Genomic DNA, 16,014 nt, shown 5'->3' with positions numbered 1-16,014 from the left:
TTATACTGTTGACTAATTATTTTGCTATACTGATACCGGAAGCATCCACTTTTTTAGGGCCTAATCCGTCCAATGTCATTTTAAGTCTTTTCCATTTATCGGCACTCAGTGTGCCCTTTAAAGAAATAATGCCATCTTTTACAACCGCCGTTACTCCCTGGTAATCTTTGGTGGCATCTCTCACTGCTTTAGTCAGTGCTTCGTCAGCCGCCATAGCAATGGGGGCAACAACAGACGATAAACTAGGGGTAATCGTAATATTATTCACGATACTCTTTATCCCTTTCTCTTCTTTTACGGCAGCTTCGGCAGCCGTTTTAGCGGCTGCATCAGACACATTACCGCTAAGGGTTAATACGCCTTCTTTTACCTGGGCACTAATGCCAGGAACCGTCTTCAGTGTTTCAGTCACTTTAGCCTGAATATCTGCATCGTTAGGGCCACAGGACACCATTAATGATATTGCCAAAATAGGAACAACAGCAAACACTTTTGTAAGTTTCATTCTGATTAAATTTTGAGGTAAAAAAATAGGTTTACATTATGGTATTATCAGGCACCAAACAGTTTAGTGATATCGCCAAGGCCGAGTTTGCCATCGCCATCTTTGTCTAAAGCCGTTTTGCCTAGAACTGAAGTAATAGTGTCCAGGCTGAAACCTCCTGTGCTACTGCCCGAAGCTCCACCTTGTCCATTGGCCAACGAGGATAAAACTGCGGGGATTAATGACGCCGCAATGCTTTGAGCAGCTGCTCCGTTGATGCCGAATTTCTGCATAATGTTTTCTACAAAACCATTTTGCATTAGCTGGGCGGCTTGATGGTTAGGGTCAGTTGCAGCAGCAGCAAGCTGGTGCCCCTGGCCGTTGGCCACCATATCAGTTATTACATTCATAATGGAACCGTTTGCTTCTTGCAATACGCCTTCATTGTACTCATTGGGAACATCTGCATTGTTAATGACAGACTCCTTTCCATGTTGTTGGAGCACTTGGATAAGTTGATCAAACATAGTTGTCTTTGTTTATGGTAAAAATTTAAGAATTTGTTTGCTCGCACCCCAGTCTTGCACCTACCAAATACTGTTCCAAAATTGAAAAAAAGGAGTAAGTTCTTCGTACACACGATATAATGTGTAATGCTATCGTCCAGGATGTTTATATCAATCCTAAATACAGGAATTTTGAACTAGCCCAGGATAGTCCGTCCGTTTTTAATCTATTTCAAAGAGTTAAGGTATTTGGATAGAGACTATTGTTGATCTAATAAACAAAGTGGTGATGACCAGGGATACCAGGTCATCCTGTGAGTCCAATGGGAGGTACTCTTCTGGTGGACCCGTTGAGTGAACTGACCGAAAAGATTACAGCTTCTAACCGTCGTTTTAACGATGATGAAATCGCCAAGACTGCTTTTAAGAATACTGACAGGATCACAGGGATGAGTGCGGGCGATTACGATGCTTTGTTGTATCCCGGTGGACACGGACCAATCTGGGATCTTGCCGGCAGCGATTTAAGCGGACAGCTGATTTTGGTTTTCCTGGATGCTGGAAAACCGGTAGAGTGGTCTGCCATGGCCACGCGGCTTTGATCCGTGCCGCCGGGCTTGCCTTAGGGTAAGGTGCTTGCTGCATTCAGCAATACCGAAGAAGTGATGACCGGAAGCAGTGGTCATGTGCCTTACCGGTTACAAAGCCGGTTGGAGGAACTGGGCGCAGAAGTCAAACCGGCATTTAATTCCGTTCACCAGTCACGTGGAGCGTGACGACCTGCTGGTTACCGGACAAAATCCATTGTCGGCGGACCAACTGCCAGAGCGATGATTGAATTGCTGGAATCACTAACAGCGCTACGGTTTTAATCAAGATGGTGAAAATTGGTTGAACGCTTATCTGGTGAGCAATTGGTTTTACAAGTAGGGTAGCTGATGTGACGATACTTCTATGTTTGGTTTGGTACAATGCCCGGAGTTGGTTATTATATGTTTGGCGAACAAAGAATTGCGAGATCTGTTCTTGCTGGATGTCATGTTACCAGACGGAAATGGCATTGATCTTTGTCATCAAATCAGAAGAGATTCCCGCAGTAGCGTTTTGCCTGTTTTAATCATGTCTTCGCAGAGGAGTGAAGATGCTGCCAGGACTTGTGAAGCCGAAAGTTTTATAGCTAAACCGTTTGATTTGTTCAACCGTTGGGCAAAATTAAACAGAATTTAGCTGATAGAGGTACTTGTAATGCATGACTTCAAATAAAGCCCGAAGGTTGAATTTAATCCTTGTTGGTTACCTAGTCGGTTTATGGCGCCAGTGTTTTGCCTTTGGTGATGATGAATTTTTGACATTTTAACTGAAATTTTTTCATTTTTTCTGCAAAATATGCAGCTGATTGGGGCTGAAATTGCTTTGGCATTCCATTGGATATATCTTGGAGGAACACGATGTTCAAGTTTAATTAATTGTAAGTTTTAATCACTAAAAATCAATTTAAGGAGGAAAGACCTATGACACTGGTTAAATTTAATCCAAATGGCAATGTGAAGAACAATGGCCTGATGACTGGCTTTGATGGTATTTTAGATTCTGTTTTCAATGACACTTTCTTTTCCGATCGGATGATGGCGCGTGTACCTGCTGTCAATATCAGTGAGAGTAAAGATCACTATCATGTGGAGCTTGCGGCTCCGGGTCTGAAGAAGGAAGATTTTAAACTTTCTTTAGAAAGGAACGTATTGAGCGTTTCGGCGGAGCAAACTCAGCAGGAGCGTGGGCAAGAGCGAAATTACAACAAGAAAGAATTTAGTTATAGTTCATTTGTGCGTTCTTTTACGCTGCCTGATGCCGCAGATGAGAATGGCATTGAAGCAAAGTATGCAGATGGAGTATTGTGCGTGGACATCGCTAAAAGGGAAGAGGCTAAAATGCAAAGCCGCCAGATTGAAATTAAGTAATGCATCTTTGATTTATACAAATGCCACGAGCTGCCTTCGGGCGGCTTTTTTATTTCATTTAATTAATTATTGTATTATGGAGGCCAATTATGAAATATCACTGAATATAAGGACTTCTGCCGGAATGGAAACCTACGGATGTTTCAGTCTCGGTGCTGATGAGAAGTTCGCCAGCAGACTTTACAGTTCGCTCGAGGGGGATGAGCAGATTGCCATTGATTCGGTGATCACTATTGATTTGATCAAACGGGAAAATGGTATTCCGCTGCCTCAGGGCCTGCTGCATTGCAGCTACGATCAGCTTGCGGCGAATGTTCGCCTGATTACCAAAGAGGTCTTTAAGAAACTAAATCTCAAGCTGGTCGCCTGAATTAGGGTCGGAAAAATATTTTGCTCATAAATTATTTGATAGAATAAAATTTCACAGTTTTTATTTTATTAAAATAAAATTCTTTATGTGAATTATTTGATTACCTTTGGCTGCAATTAAATAAAAATATAATGCAACAAGGAACAGTAAAATTTTTCAATGAGACAAAAGGTTTTGGATTTATCGTACCAGCGAATGGTGATAGCGAAATCTTTGTTCATTCTTCTGGTTTAATGGACAATATTCGTGAGAATGATTCAGTAAGCTATGACATCGAGCAAGGTAAAAAAGGCTTGAATGCAATTAATGTTAAAATCAGCTAATTAGATTCCTTCATAAATTGGTAAAAACATCCATCTAGTAAGATGGATGTTTTTTTTTGCTTAACTGAAGTTCAAAAGGCGAATTCATTCTTGCGGTATGGCATGAACTGCATTAATGTTGCTTGTTTGAGATTAATGTCAAATGCCGGAAAACGTTAGCCAATGTTTATACTAATTTGGCCTTATATGTCCGTCTGGACATCAATCTTACCATATGCAAAGTAAAAGCGAACAGATCACAACGCTGATCGAACTCAATGATGAACTGGAGAATTATTTCCGTAATACGATCATTCCCCAGCTCTTTGTTGATGCCGAGCTGATCCTGAGGAAGTTTACGCCTCCTGCGATGAAACAGTTTAACCTTCGGGAGGAACACATCGGGCAGCCCCTGACCAACGTAAAAGAGAATTTTAGGTTTCCGACCATCCTGGACAACATCCAGCATGTAATTGATTCCAGTGAGATCCTGGAAAAGGAAATTCAAACAACAGACCGCCGCTGGTACCAGATGAATGTGTTGCCCTATATCGTTCACAAGAGCGGCAAGACTGATGGTGTGATCATTACTTTTATAGACATCACTGCCCGAATCAGGGATCTGAAGGAACAGGAAAAGCTCATTTCTGAGCATGAGTTATTGCTGGACACCATCGCCCATGACATTAAAAATCCCCTGACTTCGCTTGGTTTGAGTGTTGAATTGCTTAAAAAACTTCCTGAAAAAGGATTGGCTAAGTTTCCCGTGCTGCTCAGCAAGGTGGAAGGCAGCCTTGTAAAAATGAAAGATATTATTGCTGATCTTGTACACCACCGCTGGCAGGGGCAGAAGTACCAGGCGGTGGAAGAGCTGCTGGATTTGCAGAATATTTTGGAAGACGTCCGGCTGACCCTGGCCGCCCAATTGCAGGAGTCAAAAGCGGTGATTAAGATGGAAATTGGCGTGTCCGAAATTACTTTTGCCCGGCGTAAACTAAGAAGTATTCTATATAACCTGGTGAATAATGCAGTCAATTACGCTGCTGCTGACCGGGCACCGCAGATCCTGATTAAATCAACGCAGCAGGATGGTTACATGGTGATCAGTGTGAGCGACAACGGGATTGGAATTGATCAGCAGCATCAGCTTTCTATTTTTGAAAAATATAACCGGGTTGCCCGTATTGTTGAGGGCAATGGCGTAGGATTATATCTGGTCAAACAGACCCTGGAAACTGCCGGAGGTAAAATTACCGTAAGCAGTACGCCAGGGGAAGGTTCGGTATTCAGCGTTTTTCTTCCCCTGGGTGAAGAGCACGTTTTGGCTTAATGTCATTTTGGTAAATTGAACCAGAAGGTTGATCCCTGTCCGGATACACTATTTACACCAACTTCTCCGTCATGTTTACGGATGATGTTAGCGCAGATGAAAGGCCAAGGCTTTTCTTTGCTGATGCCCGGGGTTGCTGACTCCTGCATTGGTGATTTGGTAATCAAATCCTGCATGGTTGATTTTATGTTGTAAAAGCGCTGGAAAGGATTCGGTGGAGGCTGACCGAAGGCCATATCCAGCGGTCAGGCTGTCACCAAAAAAATGATCTGTTTCCGCTCAGCTGGGTTACTGGTCTTCTGCATCTGTGTTTCCTGAAGCGTTGCCGGAAAGGTCCCCTGAAATGTCATCGGTTTTCTCGTCTTCACCTTCATTGTTTTGAAGCTCTGATTTTCCTTCTGCACCTGATTTGCTTACCGGTCCATCAGTAGGAATTGAGTTATAGTTGGCTTTTTCGTTTTCTGATTGTCTTTTGGGTTGGTTGTCGTCTTCCCTTGGATCTGTGTTTTGCTCGTTTGTCATAATTGTAGGTGTTTATTTTTCAAAAGTTGACAGATGGTCTATTAATATGCCTTAGTGGTAAAAAACAAGCTGGAGTGAAGATGGTTTTGTATAATTGGTTTTACTGGCTGGCGGGTTGTAGCGGGTCATAAATTTTTGCCATTGCATTTATATTCTGGATATATATTAAGCAATTTTTTAGCAACTGAAACATTTTTATCCTGAGTGTGGTTAATTCCTTGATGAAAGCGTTAACGATTGAAATCGTAGTAGAAACAGCTTTGCACAAGTTAATTTTTTACTGCGTTCGGTTTCAAACCCTAAATCTTCTAATTACAGTACATAAATATGAGAGATCTTGCCAAGCGTTTTGCTGAAAACCCATTATTGATGCCCAAAGACCTCAACCCGAGTGCCACAGGTTTACAGATCATTTGCCTGCTGAATCCGGGCGTATTCAGGTTTGAAGGAAAAATATGGCTGTTGGTTCGCGTTGCAGAAAGTGTGAAGCAGGTAGAAGGTTGGGCTTTTATCCCTTTGCTGAATGATGAAGGCAGACTGGAAATTATAGAAGTACCCTTAAATGACCCAGATCTGATCGCAACAGATCCGCGGGTATTCAATTACCAGGGACTGGATTACCTGACCACCGTTTCACACCTCAGGTTGCTGAGCAGTATGGATGGGGTTCATTTTCAGGAAGAGGCTGGTTTCCCTGGTATATTCGGGCAGGGTAAACTGGAAAGATTCGGTATTGAAGATTGTCGAGTCGCCCTGTTGGAGGGAAAATATTACCTCACCTATACTGCGGTATCTGATAACGGTGTAGGGGTAGGCATGCAAATCACTACAGACTGGAAACATTTTGAGCGTAAAGGAATGATTTTACCTCCGCACAATAAGGACGTCGCTATTTTCGAGGAAAAGATTAACGGGAAGTTCTACGCTTTACATAGGCCCAGCAGTAAGGACATCGGCGGCAATTACATTTGGCTCGCAGAATCTCCGGATGGTCTGCATTGGGGCAATCATAAATGTCTCATTAAATCCAGGCCGGGTATGTGGGATAGTGCGAGGGTCGGAGCCGGTGCTGCACCCATCAAAACTGAACATGGCTGGCTGGAAATTTACCATGGTGCCAATGTAGAACACCGGTATTGCCTTGGCGCATTACTGCTGGATCTGAACGATCCTTCGATTGTACTGGCCAGAAGTATTGAACCGATCATGGTGCCGACAGAGAGCTATGAACTCAGTGGTTTTTTCGGATTTGTGGTATTCACCAATGGTCATGTAGTGGAGGGTGACCGGTTGACGATATATTATGGCGCTGCTGATGAGTTTGTTTGCGGTGCTTATTTTTCGATCGATGAGATTTTGGGAACGATGGGCTTTGGCCCGTGTAAATAACATTGTCTGATTAAACATAAATCTATAAAAACATGGAAACAAATAAGAAACAGAACGAACCGGGAGCGGCACATGTACCGCCTCAGCATACCGGATCAGAAATGAATGCGGTTGAAATGATCCAGCTGGCTTCTGAAGCGGAAGCAATTCACTTTTTTAAAACGGTAAAGGAACGTTTGCTGGATGTGAACCGTTGGACGGGAATTGCAGGCGGAGCAATGTCAAACTTTTTTCTTACCGATGCAGAAGGAAACCTCATACAGCGCAAAGCAACAAGTGGTGATCACATCCGGATTGATATTCCGGGACCAGGTAGTCAAACCGGCGGCGGTTACGATTGGGTAACTATTGAAGAGATTAAAGCGCAGGTACTGGATGATGCGGAGGTGTTGAGCATGACCGCCAGGCCTTCCGCCAATCCCCTGACCGGTAGTGACCAAACAGCCCATTTTTTAACCGAGGAGGCAACTTCTACTTTCCAGGTGAAGCGCATTGGCTGTACCATCTATGCGGAAGAGCATGGCCGGAACGAAGTGCCAAATACGGATACTGAAAATACGTTGGACAATATCCGAAATACTTTTGTAGGCTGGGGTGCCAAGGTTGGTTTCTCCTATCCGCAGTGGAAGGCTTTGGTTAAAGGGTTGCTGAATCATGATAACCCTTACCAGTCTGCTTAATCTAAGTCGATAATATATATCCTAAACTGATGATAATGGAAAACAGAAAACAGAATTCCGCTTTAAGAGACAGTATAAACAACAGCCCGTGGCAAGAAGCTGCGGACTTTACTGGTGATAAATTAAGTGCTGGTATAACTGAAACCAGCATGATCTACGATTTCCTGGTTGTAGGAGCGGGTATTACCGGGATCACGACTGCTTTGTTTTTGCAACGTGCCGGGCTTTCCTGTTTGATTGCAGAAGCGAGACAGCCTGGCTTTGGAACAACCGGAGGTACTTCTGCGCATTTGAATACTTTTTTTGATGCGACCTATCCGGAGGTGGAAAGTGATTTCGGGGAGCAGGCAGCTAAATTACTCGCCGTGGGCGGCAAAGAGGCGATGGCAATGATTGAGCATTTTGTAAAAGAGCTGGACATCGATTGCGACCTGGAATCCAAATCTGCCTGGCTGTATGCGGAGAATGAGAACGAAACTAAGCAGTTGCAGAAAATTCTGGAAGCTTCTCAGCGGGCTGGAATTTCGGTGAAGCCTGCCAATGAAAACCTGGTGCCGGTGCCTTTTGATTCGGTGATCCGTTTTGAGGGGCAAGGGCAGTTTCATCCTTTAAAATACATCAATGGGCTCCTGGCGGAGTTCATTCAGCTTGGTGGCGTATTGCAGGATAACACGAGGATCCGGGAAAGCAGTTTTGAAGACGGTATCTATACCGCAAAATCTGATTCCGGCGTGATCCGCGCGAAAAAAATATGTTATGCGACGCATGTCCCTCCGGGAGTAAACCTGATGAGTTTGAGGAATGCGCCTTACCGCAGTTATGTACTTGGTTTGAAATTAAAGGACGGAAATTATCCTGATGGGCTGGCTTATGACATGCAGGAACCTTATCATTATTTCCGTACACATGTGATTGGAGGGCAGCCGTATTTAATTGTGGGTGGTGAAGATCATAAAACCGGTCACGATGAACCTGAAGGAGCGTTTCAGCGTTTAAAGGATTATGCTGGTCAGTACTATGCGGTGGAATCTGTGGTTTACCAATGGTCATCCCAGTACTATGTCCCGGTGGATGGATTACCTTATATCGGGCAGTTGCCGGGTGCTGAGGGGACTTTTGTGGCCACTGGCTTTAATGGTAATGGAATGATATTCGGAACACTTTCGGCAAAGATCATTTCAGATCTGGTGTTGGGAAAGGATAATAAATATGCCAGTTTGTTTAGCCCTTCGCGCATGAAACCTGTGGCAGGGTTTACGGAGTTTATAAAGGAAAATGCGGACGTTGCCTGGCATTTTATTGCCGATCGGTTTTCTTCTTCTCATCTGCAGGCGCTTACCGACCTTAAATCAGGTGAGGGAAAGCTGGTGGATTTTGAAGGGAAAAAGTTGGCGATCTATAAGGACGATGCTGGAAAGGTAACTGCACTAAATCCAATCTGTACGCATGCAGGCTGTATAGTTCAGTTTAATGCTGCTGAGCAAAGCTGGGATTGTCCCTGTCATGGTGGAAGGTTTGATGTCTCAGGTAAAGTGCTGACCGGGCCCGCGACGATAGACTTGGAAATGGTGATCATTAGTTATGACAAGCAGCCCTGATAGGGTTCAGTTGTCAAATGTCTTTAATTATTTAGTTATCAAGCTTTTCAAGTATTCATGCAGGTGCGTGGCGAGAAAAGTGATTGTCTGCGATACAATCTCTTGTGGATGGCCTTGCAGGACGATCCTTTCGTCGAGCACCTGCGCTGGCCTTGTATTCCAGGAAGGAAACATGGTGCCGACGGGTTTGTACGGTGTTCGCTTCCCCCAAATGAGTCCGGTACAGCCGATGAGAATGTCGGCTGGGATGAGTTTTTGAATTCCTGTTGTAGTTGACCGGATGGTTTCGGATTCAGGGGTAAATTCTTTGAGCTGTTGCTCGGGAACATTCAGTAAATTGCATTTCAAGTCTGCATCATAACAGACGATCCCTCTTTAAGAAATCTGCCTGCATCTGGCACCACTAAGTCCCTTTTGCCGTTTTCGACCTCATAATGACGCGTTCGCTCTCTCTAATGTGCGCACTTGGGCGCTGATAGGCGCCAATGGTTGCGGATCTTTCCGTTAGCGTGCTTATCAGTTAAACAAATCGCTTTTCTGGTAATGACTCTGGCATCGTTTGCAGAATATCTGGATCGGTATGTACGGTTAACGCAATACGATTTTATCGGTATTGTGAGTATTTTTTTTTAAACTCACTCTGTTTTTTTCCCAATCGTAATCTTCCTTAAAGTCCTCATCTGGGTGAAAGTAATAAGCGGGAGTCTTACTGAGGGGAACAGCGCTGCCGGGTGTGGGGGCCTTTGCTTTTTTTATAACAGTCGATTTCATGTCGGTAAGATTTAATATTATTTCAACAATCAGTTCATTAAAATAGTTTTACATACTTGTAATTTTTAAGGCAAACCGGACTAAACAATGCTGGACTGCTTTGCTGAAGGAAGATCTAGGGAATCAACAAAAACGTATTTGCTGATACCCACCTCTCCCGACAGCTGGAAAGTACTGAAAAAGTTACGATCCATAAACTCGGCTGTAAGAATTCATCTTTATGAATTGAAACAAATCTCAAGGAGCAGTGTTTTACTGACAAAATGGATAGATATGGAAACAAGTGGAGATCATAATAAAGAGAAAGATAAACTCAACAATAAGGGCCTTGAGGAAAATAAAGATTTTGATAACCTATCTTTCGATGAAGAAAGAAATACCTTTGAGGTAGATGTAACAGATAAGGATACTGCCTATGATCACCCGCTCCCTTATGAAACCCCTTCAGATAATGGTGCCGATTCAAATTCAGATTATGATGAGGCGAATCCTTATGTGGGGGATGAGTATTCAAACAAGACTGAGCAGGCGGAATCGGAGTTAGATGATCTTGGGATGCATGTAGACAACGGAGAAAGTGTGATACTTACGACTGAAGATGAATTTCTGGCAAGGACTGCGGAAGATGACCGGGATGACTTGGATGAGGAAGGGTATCCGGTAAAAGACAATCCGGATCAATCCTGAGCGCCGGAGTTTGGACCAGTGGCTCCTTGAATAAGGATGGTTCTTTAGTTTTGATGCCTGAGCGATGCAGTTCGGGCAGATAACCTAACAGTTCGCAAAATGCTTTATTGACCTTTAATATAGTCAGGTCAGACCTGATGATCTTCGAGGCTACAGTGGTGAGATCAAATATCGTGTTGAACTTGGCGTCACATTCGTGGAATCGTTTCTCAAAATCGTTGGGCTCATTTTTTTCCTGCATAACAATCTTCAGGTTGATGATGGATATCACAGTAATCGAGCCATTCTGTTTAGAAATACCGCGATTTTCTAACGCGTTTGATTTGTGCAGCTTTGCTATTGATCGCTAGCCGCCTTAGAGTCCCCTTAAAGTGCTGGATGGATTAGACTTTTGGAATATGTTTACGCAGGATTTTTACGAGTAAATCCAGGTCAAATGGTTTGCGGATATAGTCGTCAAAGCCATGGCGTTCATAGTCCTGGTTTATGTTATAGTTACAGCTGACTGCAATTATGGGCAAATGTGGAAAGCGCTGTTTGATTTGATTGCATACTTCAATGGCTTCTTTCCCGCTGAGTTTGAAGTCCAGTACCACCAGGTGGGGTTGTTTGGCTGCGATGATGTCCAGGAAGTCAGGTGCACAGTGGTCGGTAGCATGCACCTCGAACCCGGCTTCGGTAAGTGAGATGTCTAATACTTCCAGCACTGCTGGATCGGTTTCTTGAATGACGATTCGTTCCATAAGAAAGGAGTATAAGAACAACCCGATTGCCATTCTACCGGCAAGGTACAAAATATTCTTTAAAATTAATCTTTTCAGGTGTTGTGTAGCGACGATTGATCAGGTTATTTTATGGGGACTTCATCGCTGTAGAAGTCCACAAAACAGTGGAAACATATTCCTTGTTATTTTTTTTAAAAAAAGGTGGAATTATGCGATGGGCTAAAGGAGATCACCCGCCATCTTATAAAATCCAGCCGAAGCAGATCCGTGAGAAAGCTGTGGAGATTGCCGATGAAATATTAAAAGAGACAGGTGATGAGGGCTTGGCAATTACTATTGGCCTGTGCAGGGCAGGGGAATATTTGGCCAGCATCCAAAGGAAAAATCAAATTCTCCCGATGATTGAGTCAGCTCTTTACCATTATGCTAATCCTGATGGAGCTGACTATTTTAAACCCTTGAAGTATTCATTCAGGTGCCTGGCGAGAAAGGTAATTGTCTGTGAGACAATCTCATGCGGATTGCCTTGAAAGACGATTCTTTCCTCGAGCATTTCCCGATGACCCTGTATTCCATAAAGGAACATAGTGCCAACGGGTTTTGAGGGTGTTTCGCTTCCGCCAGGTGCGGTGAGGCCGGTACAGCCGATGTGAATGTCGGCTGGGATGAGTTTTTGAATTCCTTTTGTAATTGACCGGGTGACAGTCTGGGATTCAGGTGTAAATTCTTTGAGCTGTTGCTCGGGTACATCCAATAAACTGCATTTCAAGTCTGCATCATAGCAGACGATCCCACCTTTAAGAAATTTCCCTGCATCTGGTATTAGTGCGAATTCAGCGCAGATACGACCGGCGGTCGCGCTTTCGGCAAAGGCGATGGTCAGCTGATGTTGGATCAGTAATTTACCGCATCGTTTTAGGTCTATGTTATCAATGCCTTTTTTCATGGAGTGTTGTTGCTGTTAATCAATATAATCGGTTATTTTCCGGTTTCCATATCAGGGGCATCCACTGGTTTGGATTCTGGAGAGCCTTGTTGTCTCAGGTAGATGGTCAGGAATACAATAGAAGCGACTGAAAGGAATTCGCTTTGCCAATTTTGAAAGGTTTCAAACCAGAATTCAGCTTGTCCCAGGTAAGCTGTTACGCTTTCGGTTGGTAGCTGTTTGGCCAATTGTTCGACATTATGGTTTTGCCAGCTGCCGTACAGGTGCATGGCCCAGCTGGCCAGGAACAATATGGCGAAGCAAATGGAAAGTGAATTGCTGTACAGCTTCAGTATCCATCCCCCTTTTCGTACTGCCAAGGGTGCATCTTTTGATCGCTTTGGTTCCCGGTCTACCTCTTCGGGCTCATCCAGGCTTTTGGACTCTGCTGAACCGATCTGGCGCAAGGAGACAGTTAGTAAAACATATAAGGCCATCTGTAGGAATTCGCTCTCGAAGTTTTCGAAGGTAGCGGAAATGAAGTGCCCGCTTTGCAGATAGGTCGTTAATCCAATTTCAGGTGCATGGTCTTCGTTCAGATCCTGATTGTGCTTCTTCCAGCCGGTGAGTGCCTGTGCCATCAAAGTGGCAATGAATAAGGTCAGGAATACGATGGTCAATCCGTTTCTGTAGAAATAGGGGTATCTTTTTGCTCTTGGTTTCATGGTTAGATGATTTGCAGGCGAGGTCTGATCTGTAGGGTAATGACATCACATCGCTGTGGCTGAGAGAGGCAGTATAATATGCTCATGGCGATATCTTCAGCTTTGAGCATTTCCATCGCTGCAATTTTTTTACGCTGTTCATCTGAATCTTCTTCGATCATGTCCGATCCTACCAATCCTGGTTCAATCAGGCTTACCTTAATCCCAAGTTCATTCACTTCTTTTCTTAAAGACTCGTTGAAGCCCTGGATCCCTGCTTTGGTAGCTACGTATACCGAGCTGTCTTTGGCACGCTCGTCGGCGCTGATCGAACCGATGTTGACAATATGACTTGAAATGTTTTCTTTCATGCGTTTTACAGCTTCATTACAGCAGGCCATATAACCCAGCAGGTTGGTGTTGATGAGGTATTGCCAGTCCTGGTATGTTCCGTCCATGATGCTTTCATAGGGTAATGCAGCGTTATTGATCAGTATGTCCAGGCCATTGAACTGGCTGTCTACCATTTCAAATATCCTATTGATGTCTTTTTGATCAGCCACATCGGCGATCATGCCGAAGCATTCTGTTTCTGTATCCAGCCCGATGATGGCTTCCATTGTTTCATCCAGTGGCTGTTGCTGACGGCCGAAGATCATGATCCTGGCGCCTTGTGAAGCCAGCAGGATTGCGGTCGCCCGTCCGATGCCTGTTGTTCCACCGGTGATGAGTATTCTTTTCCCTTTGACTGATATAGGTAGATAATCTGCTAATGAGTCCATATAAAGTTTATTAGTTTATACATGTAATTGAATGCTTATTTGGCTGTTTCCAGCGATGATGTATTCCAAATTGCCATTTGCTACAGATCTGGCTCTTAGCGGCTTTTTTTTGCCTTTGAGCATTACTTCAAATTCCGGGATCTTCTTTTTTGCTGTTTTCACCAGCATCATCCTGCAGCTGATCCTTTCATCACCAAGTATCTTAAAGCTGATGTTCTTTCCCTTCTGTGCTTTAAATCCTGAGGTAGGATAGTCGGTATAAACCATGAACGGCAGGTCCGGAATCTGCAGGTAATGCCTTGGCAAAATGCCAAATGCGTTACCGGCGCCATAGACCTCCTGGCCTACAGTTCCGGACTTAAGCCAACCATCCTGCAGATCTTCCAATGCGATCCAGAGCTCAGAATCAACTTCTCCGATTTTTGGTTTTTCTTCCAGCATATCTTTTGGCAGCATGGTCGGGTAATAGTATACAGCCCGGTCTACCAGATAGCGGATGTACTCTGCGATGAGCAGTCTTACAGAAGGCAGAATGTCGACATCTTCAGCATGTTTTAAATAGTCGTGAAAGGCACAGAAGACTTCCTGTTCTTCATAAACAGCCGTATAAGGGGCATCCCGGAGTGGATAGAGGGAGAAAAACTTCGGAAAATTCTTGCCATAGCCATAGTTGCAGTCCCATAGCTGTACATTTCTGAATATGGCGGCAAGACACATATAGCTAAGCTCCAGATACAACTGGTTTTTGGTAATTTTATACAGACGCAATAAGGATCCAGCGGAAAATGCGGTGTTGTTGGCCTGATAGAAAATATCAAAGCCATACCCCTGCAAGGTTTTGGCAGCTCTTTCCGCTTCATTTAGGTAGCGCTTTTCAGCGGTCAGCTCCCAGGCCTGAAGCATCACATGGGCATATATCCCGGCTACATCTTTTTCTCCACCTTTTCCTTCGGCAGTTTCTGCTTTAACTACCTCCAGGGTGTCCATTTTATAAAATACCGGCCATTGATAGTTAAAATGGCGGGCTACGCTGATGGCAAAATCCAGTGAATCCAGGAAAAGTTTTTTTGCCGTTTCATCGCCCTTCAAAGCCAGCCTGGAGAGGTTTAATAGTGGATGGTGCAGGTACCAGGAGTCCATTACTTTTGGTACCTTCTGTTCTTCCTCACCTTCGAGTTTATCTTCGGCTGCCGGAAGCCAGCGCATAATGGTACCTAGTTTTTTATCATAAAAGGCGGGCAGACCTTCCTTTATGGTTTTCATGACTTCCAGTTCTTTTTTACTCCATTCCACATAATCGAGTAATGGAAGCAATACTGCCAGTTGCACCATGATCTCTGGTGGAGTTTGATAGTCGCTTACGTAAGCATTGAAGTATTTATGCCCTGCTACCTGTGACCAGCATCCGGGACTGTCTATTAAATCTTTCAGGCCATGGTTAAGAATATCCGGCCACTGTTTATACTCGGTATCCGGTTTAGGGAGCAGCAGGTAAGTTCTGGCAAGCATGTCCAGATAGAGTCTTATCATGTCCGGCTCTTTATCCGGTATTTCTTCGCTGAAAGTGATGAAGGCATCAGAAAGGATAACTTCCTTGCCAGCTTGCAAGGGCTTTTTTGATGGCGGTAAAGAAAAGCCGAGTTCTGGCCACTCGCCGCCGACTGTATCACCCAGGGAAGTTTCGGCCTGCTCACAATAGTCGTTTAATGCGGTTAGATTTTGTAGATAGAGCAGGGTGGCTGATTTTGGCCTGCTCTGGCTTAGGTAAAGGAATCCGCTGCGGGTACCAAACTGACTGGCATGGATTTTTCCTTCAGTTTGTTCCGCATTATCGTTTTTACCGTTAAACAAAATATCTCTGGGCCAGCTGGGTATGATCAGGTCTTTTGTAGGGGTTAAACTGGTGGTATAGCGAAGCACCGGGGATTTTTCGCGCTGATCAATGGTAATGCTGACCTTTTGTTTGCCTATTGCTGAGCTCAGGTAAATAACTGTGCCATCTTGCTGAATGTCACTTTTTTTTGTGATTTTCAGGCCGGCTCCCGGACTGTAAGCTGCACGGAAAGCAACGCGTCCGCCACCTGGTAATTCGGTTTGTATCCAGATCGAATCCGAGGTGTTTTTTATTGTGAAAATAAAGAGATCTGCATGGTGTTCAACTATTGCTGATGTATTGCCGGCCAGTTCAGCACTTGCCGAGATGGCCCATGGTGATAATGCATTCATAAGCTTAAATCAGATGTTTTCGTATCAGGGTAATGCCGGGTGCTTAATGTGTTAG

Annotated in this window: 21 protein-coding genes; 10 read left to right on the top strand and 11 right to left on the bottom strand. The window is 44.2% G+C overall.

Annotated elements, in window-relative coordinates; all coding sequences use genetic code 11:
* Nucleotides 1–16: 16 nt before the first annotated feature.
* Entirely contained in the window at nucleotides 17–505 is a 489-nt protein-coding gene (locus N824_RS12170; RefSeq protein WP_048905423.1) for a BON domain-containing protein, read from the bottom strand.
* Nucleotides 506–552: 47 nt separating this feature from the next.
* Nucleotides 553–1,011, bottom strand: a complete 459-nt coding sequence (locus N824_RS12165; protein ID WP_048905422.1) for a hypothetical protein — start codon at nucleotides 1,009–1,011, stop codon at nucleotides 553–555.
* A 329-nt stretch (nucleotides 1,012–1,340) separates the two neighbouring features.
* On the opposite strand from N824_RS12165, the gene N824_RS27915 reads away from it, so the two are divergent.
* The 6 genes from N824_RS27915 to N824_RS12135 all read left to right on the top strand — a co-directional run bounded on the left by N824_RS27915 (nucleotide 1,341) and on the right by N824_RS12135 (nucleotide 4,950).
* Complete coding sequence (locus N824_RS27915) at nucleotides 1,341–1,592, top strand: hypothetical protein (protein ID WP_152542216.1); 252 nt, start codon at nucleotides 1,341–1,343, stop codon at nucleotides 1,590–1,592.
* A 352-nt stretch (nucleotides 1,593–1,944) separates the two neighbouring features.
* Entirely contained in the window at nucleotides 1,945–2,217 is a 273-nt protein-coding gene (locus N824_RS38350) for a response regulator (RefSeq protein ID WP_048905421.1), read from the top strand.
* Nucleotides 2,218–2,501: 284 nt separating this feature from the next.
* Nucleotides 2,502–2,948, top strand: a complete 447-nt coding sequence (locus tag N824_RS12150; protein ID WP_048905420.1) for an Hsp20/alpha crystallin family protein — start codon at nucleotides 2,502–2,504, stop codon at nucleotides 2,946–2,948.
* A 76-nt stretch (nucleotides 2,949–3,024) separates the two neighbouring features.
* Nucleotides 3,025–3,318, top strand: a complete 294-nt coding sequence (locus tag N824_RS12145; RefSeq protein ID WP_048905419.1) for a hypothetical protein — start codon at nucleotides 3,025–3,027, stop codon at nucleotides 3,316–3,318.
* Between the two features lie 131 nt (nucleotides 3,319–3,449).
* Nucleotides 3,450–3,641 (top strand): cold-shock protein, encoded by a 192-nt coding sequence (locus N824_RS12140; RefSeq protein ID WP_048905418.1) that lies wholly within the window; start codon nucleotides 3,450–3,452, stop codon nucleotides 3,639–3,641.
* A 214-nt stretch (nucleotides 3,642–3,855) separates the two neighbouring features.
* The gene (locus N824_RS12135; protein WP_048905417.1) at nucleotides 3,856–4,950 is read left to right on the top strand and encodes an ATP-binding protein; all 1,095 of its coding nucleotides are present in this window, start codon (nucleotides 3,856–3,858) and stop codon (nucleotides 4,948–4,950) included.
* Nucleotides 4,951–4,952: 2 nt separating this feature from the next.
* Here N824_RS12135 and N824_RS12130 read toward each other — a convergent pair whose 3' ends face one another.
* Both N824_RS12130 and N824_RS12125 read right to left on the bottom strand, forming a co-directional pair.
* A complete protein-coding gene (locus tag N824_RS12130; RefSeq protein ID WP_048905416.1) occupies nucleotides 4,953–5,186 on the bottom strand; it encodes a HAMP domain-containing histidine kinase in 234 nt (77 codons plus the stop codon).
* Between the two features lie 52 nt (nucleotides 5,187–5,238).
* Nucleotides 5,239–5,472 carry a hypothetical protein gene (locus tag N824_RS12125; protein ID WP_048905415.1) on the bottom strand — a complete coding sequence of 78 codons (234 nt, stop codon included), beginning with the start codon at nucleotides 5,470–5,472 and terminating at the stop codon, nucleotides 5,239–5,241.
* A 327-nt stretch (nucleotides 5,473–5,799) separates the two neighbouring features.
* Between N824_RS12125 and N824_RS12120 the strand changes: the two genes are divergently transcribed.
* The 3 genes from N824_RS12120 to N824_RS12110 are packed head-to-tail and all read left to right on the top strand — an operon-like array spanning nucleotide 5,800 to nucleotide 9,139.
* A complete protein-coding gene (locus tag N824_RS12120) occupies nucleotides 5,800–6,861 on the top strand; it encodes a glycoside hydrolase family 130 protein (protein ID WP_048905414.1) in 1,062 nt (353 codons plus the stop codon).
* Nucleotides 6,862–6,893: 32 nt separating this feature from the next.
* A complete protein-coding gene (locus N824_RS12115) occupies nucleotides 6,894–7,541 on the top strand; it encodes a hypothetical protein (RefSeq protein WP_048905413.1) in 648 nt (215 codons plus the stop codon).
* A gap of 35 nt (nucleotides 7,542–7,576) precedes the next feature.
* Nucleotides 7,577–9,139 carry an FAD-dependent oxidoreductase gene (locus N824_RS12110; RefSeq protein ID WP_084498300.1) on the top strand — a complete coding sequence of 521 codons (1,563 nt, stop codon included), beginning with the start codon at nucleotides 7,577–7,579 and terminating at the stop codon, nucleotides 9,137–9,139.
* Between the two features lie 27 nt (nucleotides 9,140–9,166).
* Here N824_RS12110 and N824_RS38345 read toward each other — a convergent pair whose 3' ends face one another.
* Nucleotides 9,167–9,487 carry a CinA family protein gene (locus tag N824_RS38345; protein WP_161662306.1) on the bottom strand — a complete coding sequence of 107 codons (321 nt, stop codon included), beginning with the start codon at nucleotides 9,485–9,487 and terminating at the stop codon, nucleotides 9,167–9,169.
* A gap of 240 nt (nucleotides 9,488–9,727) precedes the next feature.
* On the bottom strand, nucleotides 9,728–9,910 hold the full coding sequence (locus N824_RS12105; protein ID WP_048905412.1) for a hypothetical protein: 183 nt from the start codon (nucleotides 9,908–9,910) through the stop codon (nucleotides 9,728–9,730).
* Between the two features lie 87 nt (nucleotides 9,911–9,997).
* On the opposite strand from N824_RS12105, the gene N824_RS12100 reads away from it, so the two are divergent.
* On the top strand, nucleotides 9,998–10,597 hold the full coding sequence (locus N824_RS12100) for a hypothetical protein (protein ID WP_235207097.1): 600 nt from the start codon (nucleotides 9,998–10,000) through the stop codon (nucleotides 10,595–10,597).
* Nucleotides 10,598–10,980: 383 nt separating this feature from the next.
* On the opposite strand, the gene N824_RS12095 is transcribed toward N824_RS12100, so the two are convergent.
* The 5 genes from N824_RS12095 to N824_RS12075 form a co-directional block, all read right to left on the bottom strand.
* Nucleotides 10,981–11,340 (bottom strand): response regulator, encoded by a 360-nt coding sequence (locus N824_RS12095; RefSeq protein ID WP_161662305.1) that lies wholly within the window; start codon nucleotides 11,338–11,340, stop codon nucleotides 10,981–10,983.
* 427 nt (nucleotides 11,341–11,767) lie between these two features.
* Entirely contained in the window at nucleotides 11,768–12,268 is a 501-nt protein-coding gene (locus N824_RS12090; protein ID WP_048905410.1) for a CinA family protein, read from the bottom strand.
* A gap of 32 nt (nucleotides 12,269–12,300) precedes the next feature.
* Nucleotides 12,301–12,972: a DUF6766 family protein gene (locus N824_RS12085; RefSeq protein ID WP_048905409.1), complete on the bottom strand. Its 672-nt coding sequence runs from the start codon at nucleotides 12,970–12,972 to the stop codon at nucleotides 12,301–12,303.
* Between the two features lie 2 nt (nucleotides 12,973–12,974).
* Nucleotides 12,975–13,733: an SDR family oxidoreductase gene (locus N824_RS12080; RefSeq protein ID WP_048905408.1), complete on the bottom strand. Its 759-nt coding sequence runs from the start codon at nucleotides 13,731–13,733 to the stop codon at nucleotides 12,975–12,977.
* A 15-nt stretch (nucleotides 13,734–13,748) separates the two neighbouring features.
* Entirely contained in the window at nucleotides 13,749–15,959 is a 2,211-nt protein-coding gene (locus N824_RS12075; RefSeq protein WP_048905407.1) for a hypothetical protein, read from the bottom strand.
* Nucleotides 15,960–16,014: the final 55 nt, after the last annotated feature.

The organism is Pedobacter sp. V48, assembly GCF_000523515.1.
Classification (GTDB): Bacteria; Bacteroidota; Bacteroidia; order Sphingobacteriales; family Sphingobacteriaceae; genus Pedobacter.
This window is presented reverse-complemented; position numbering and strand designations above follow the sequence as displayed.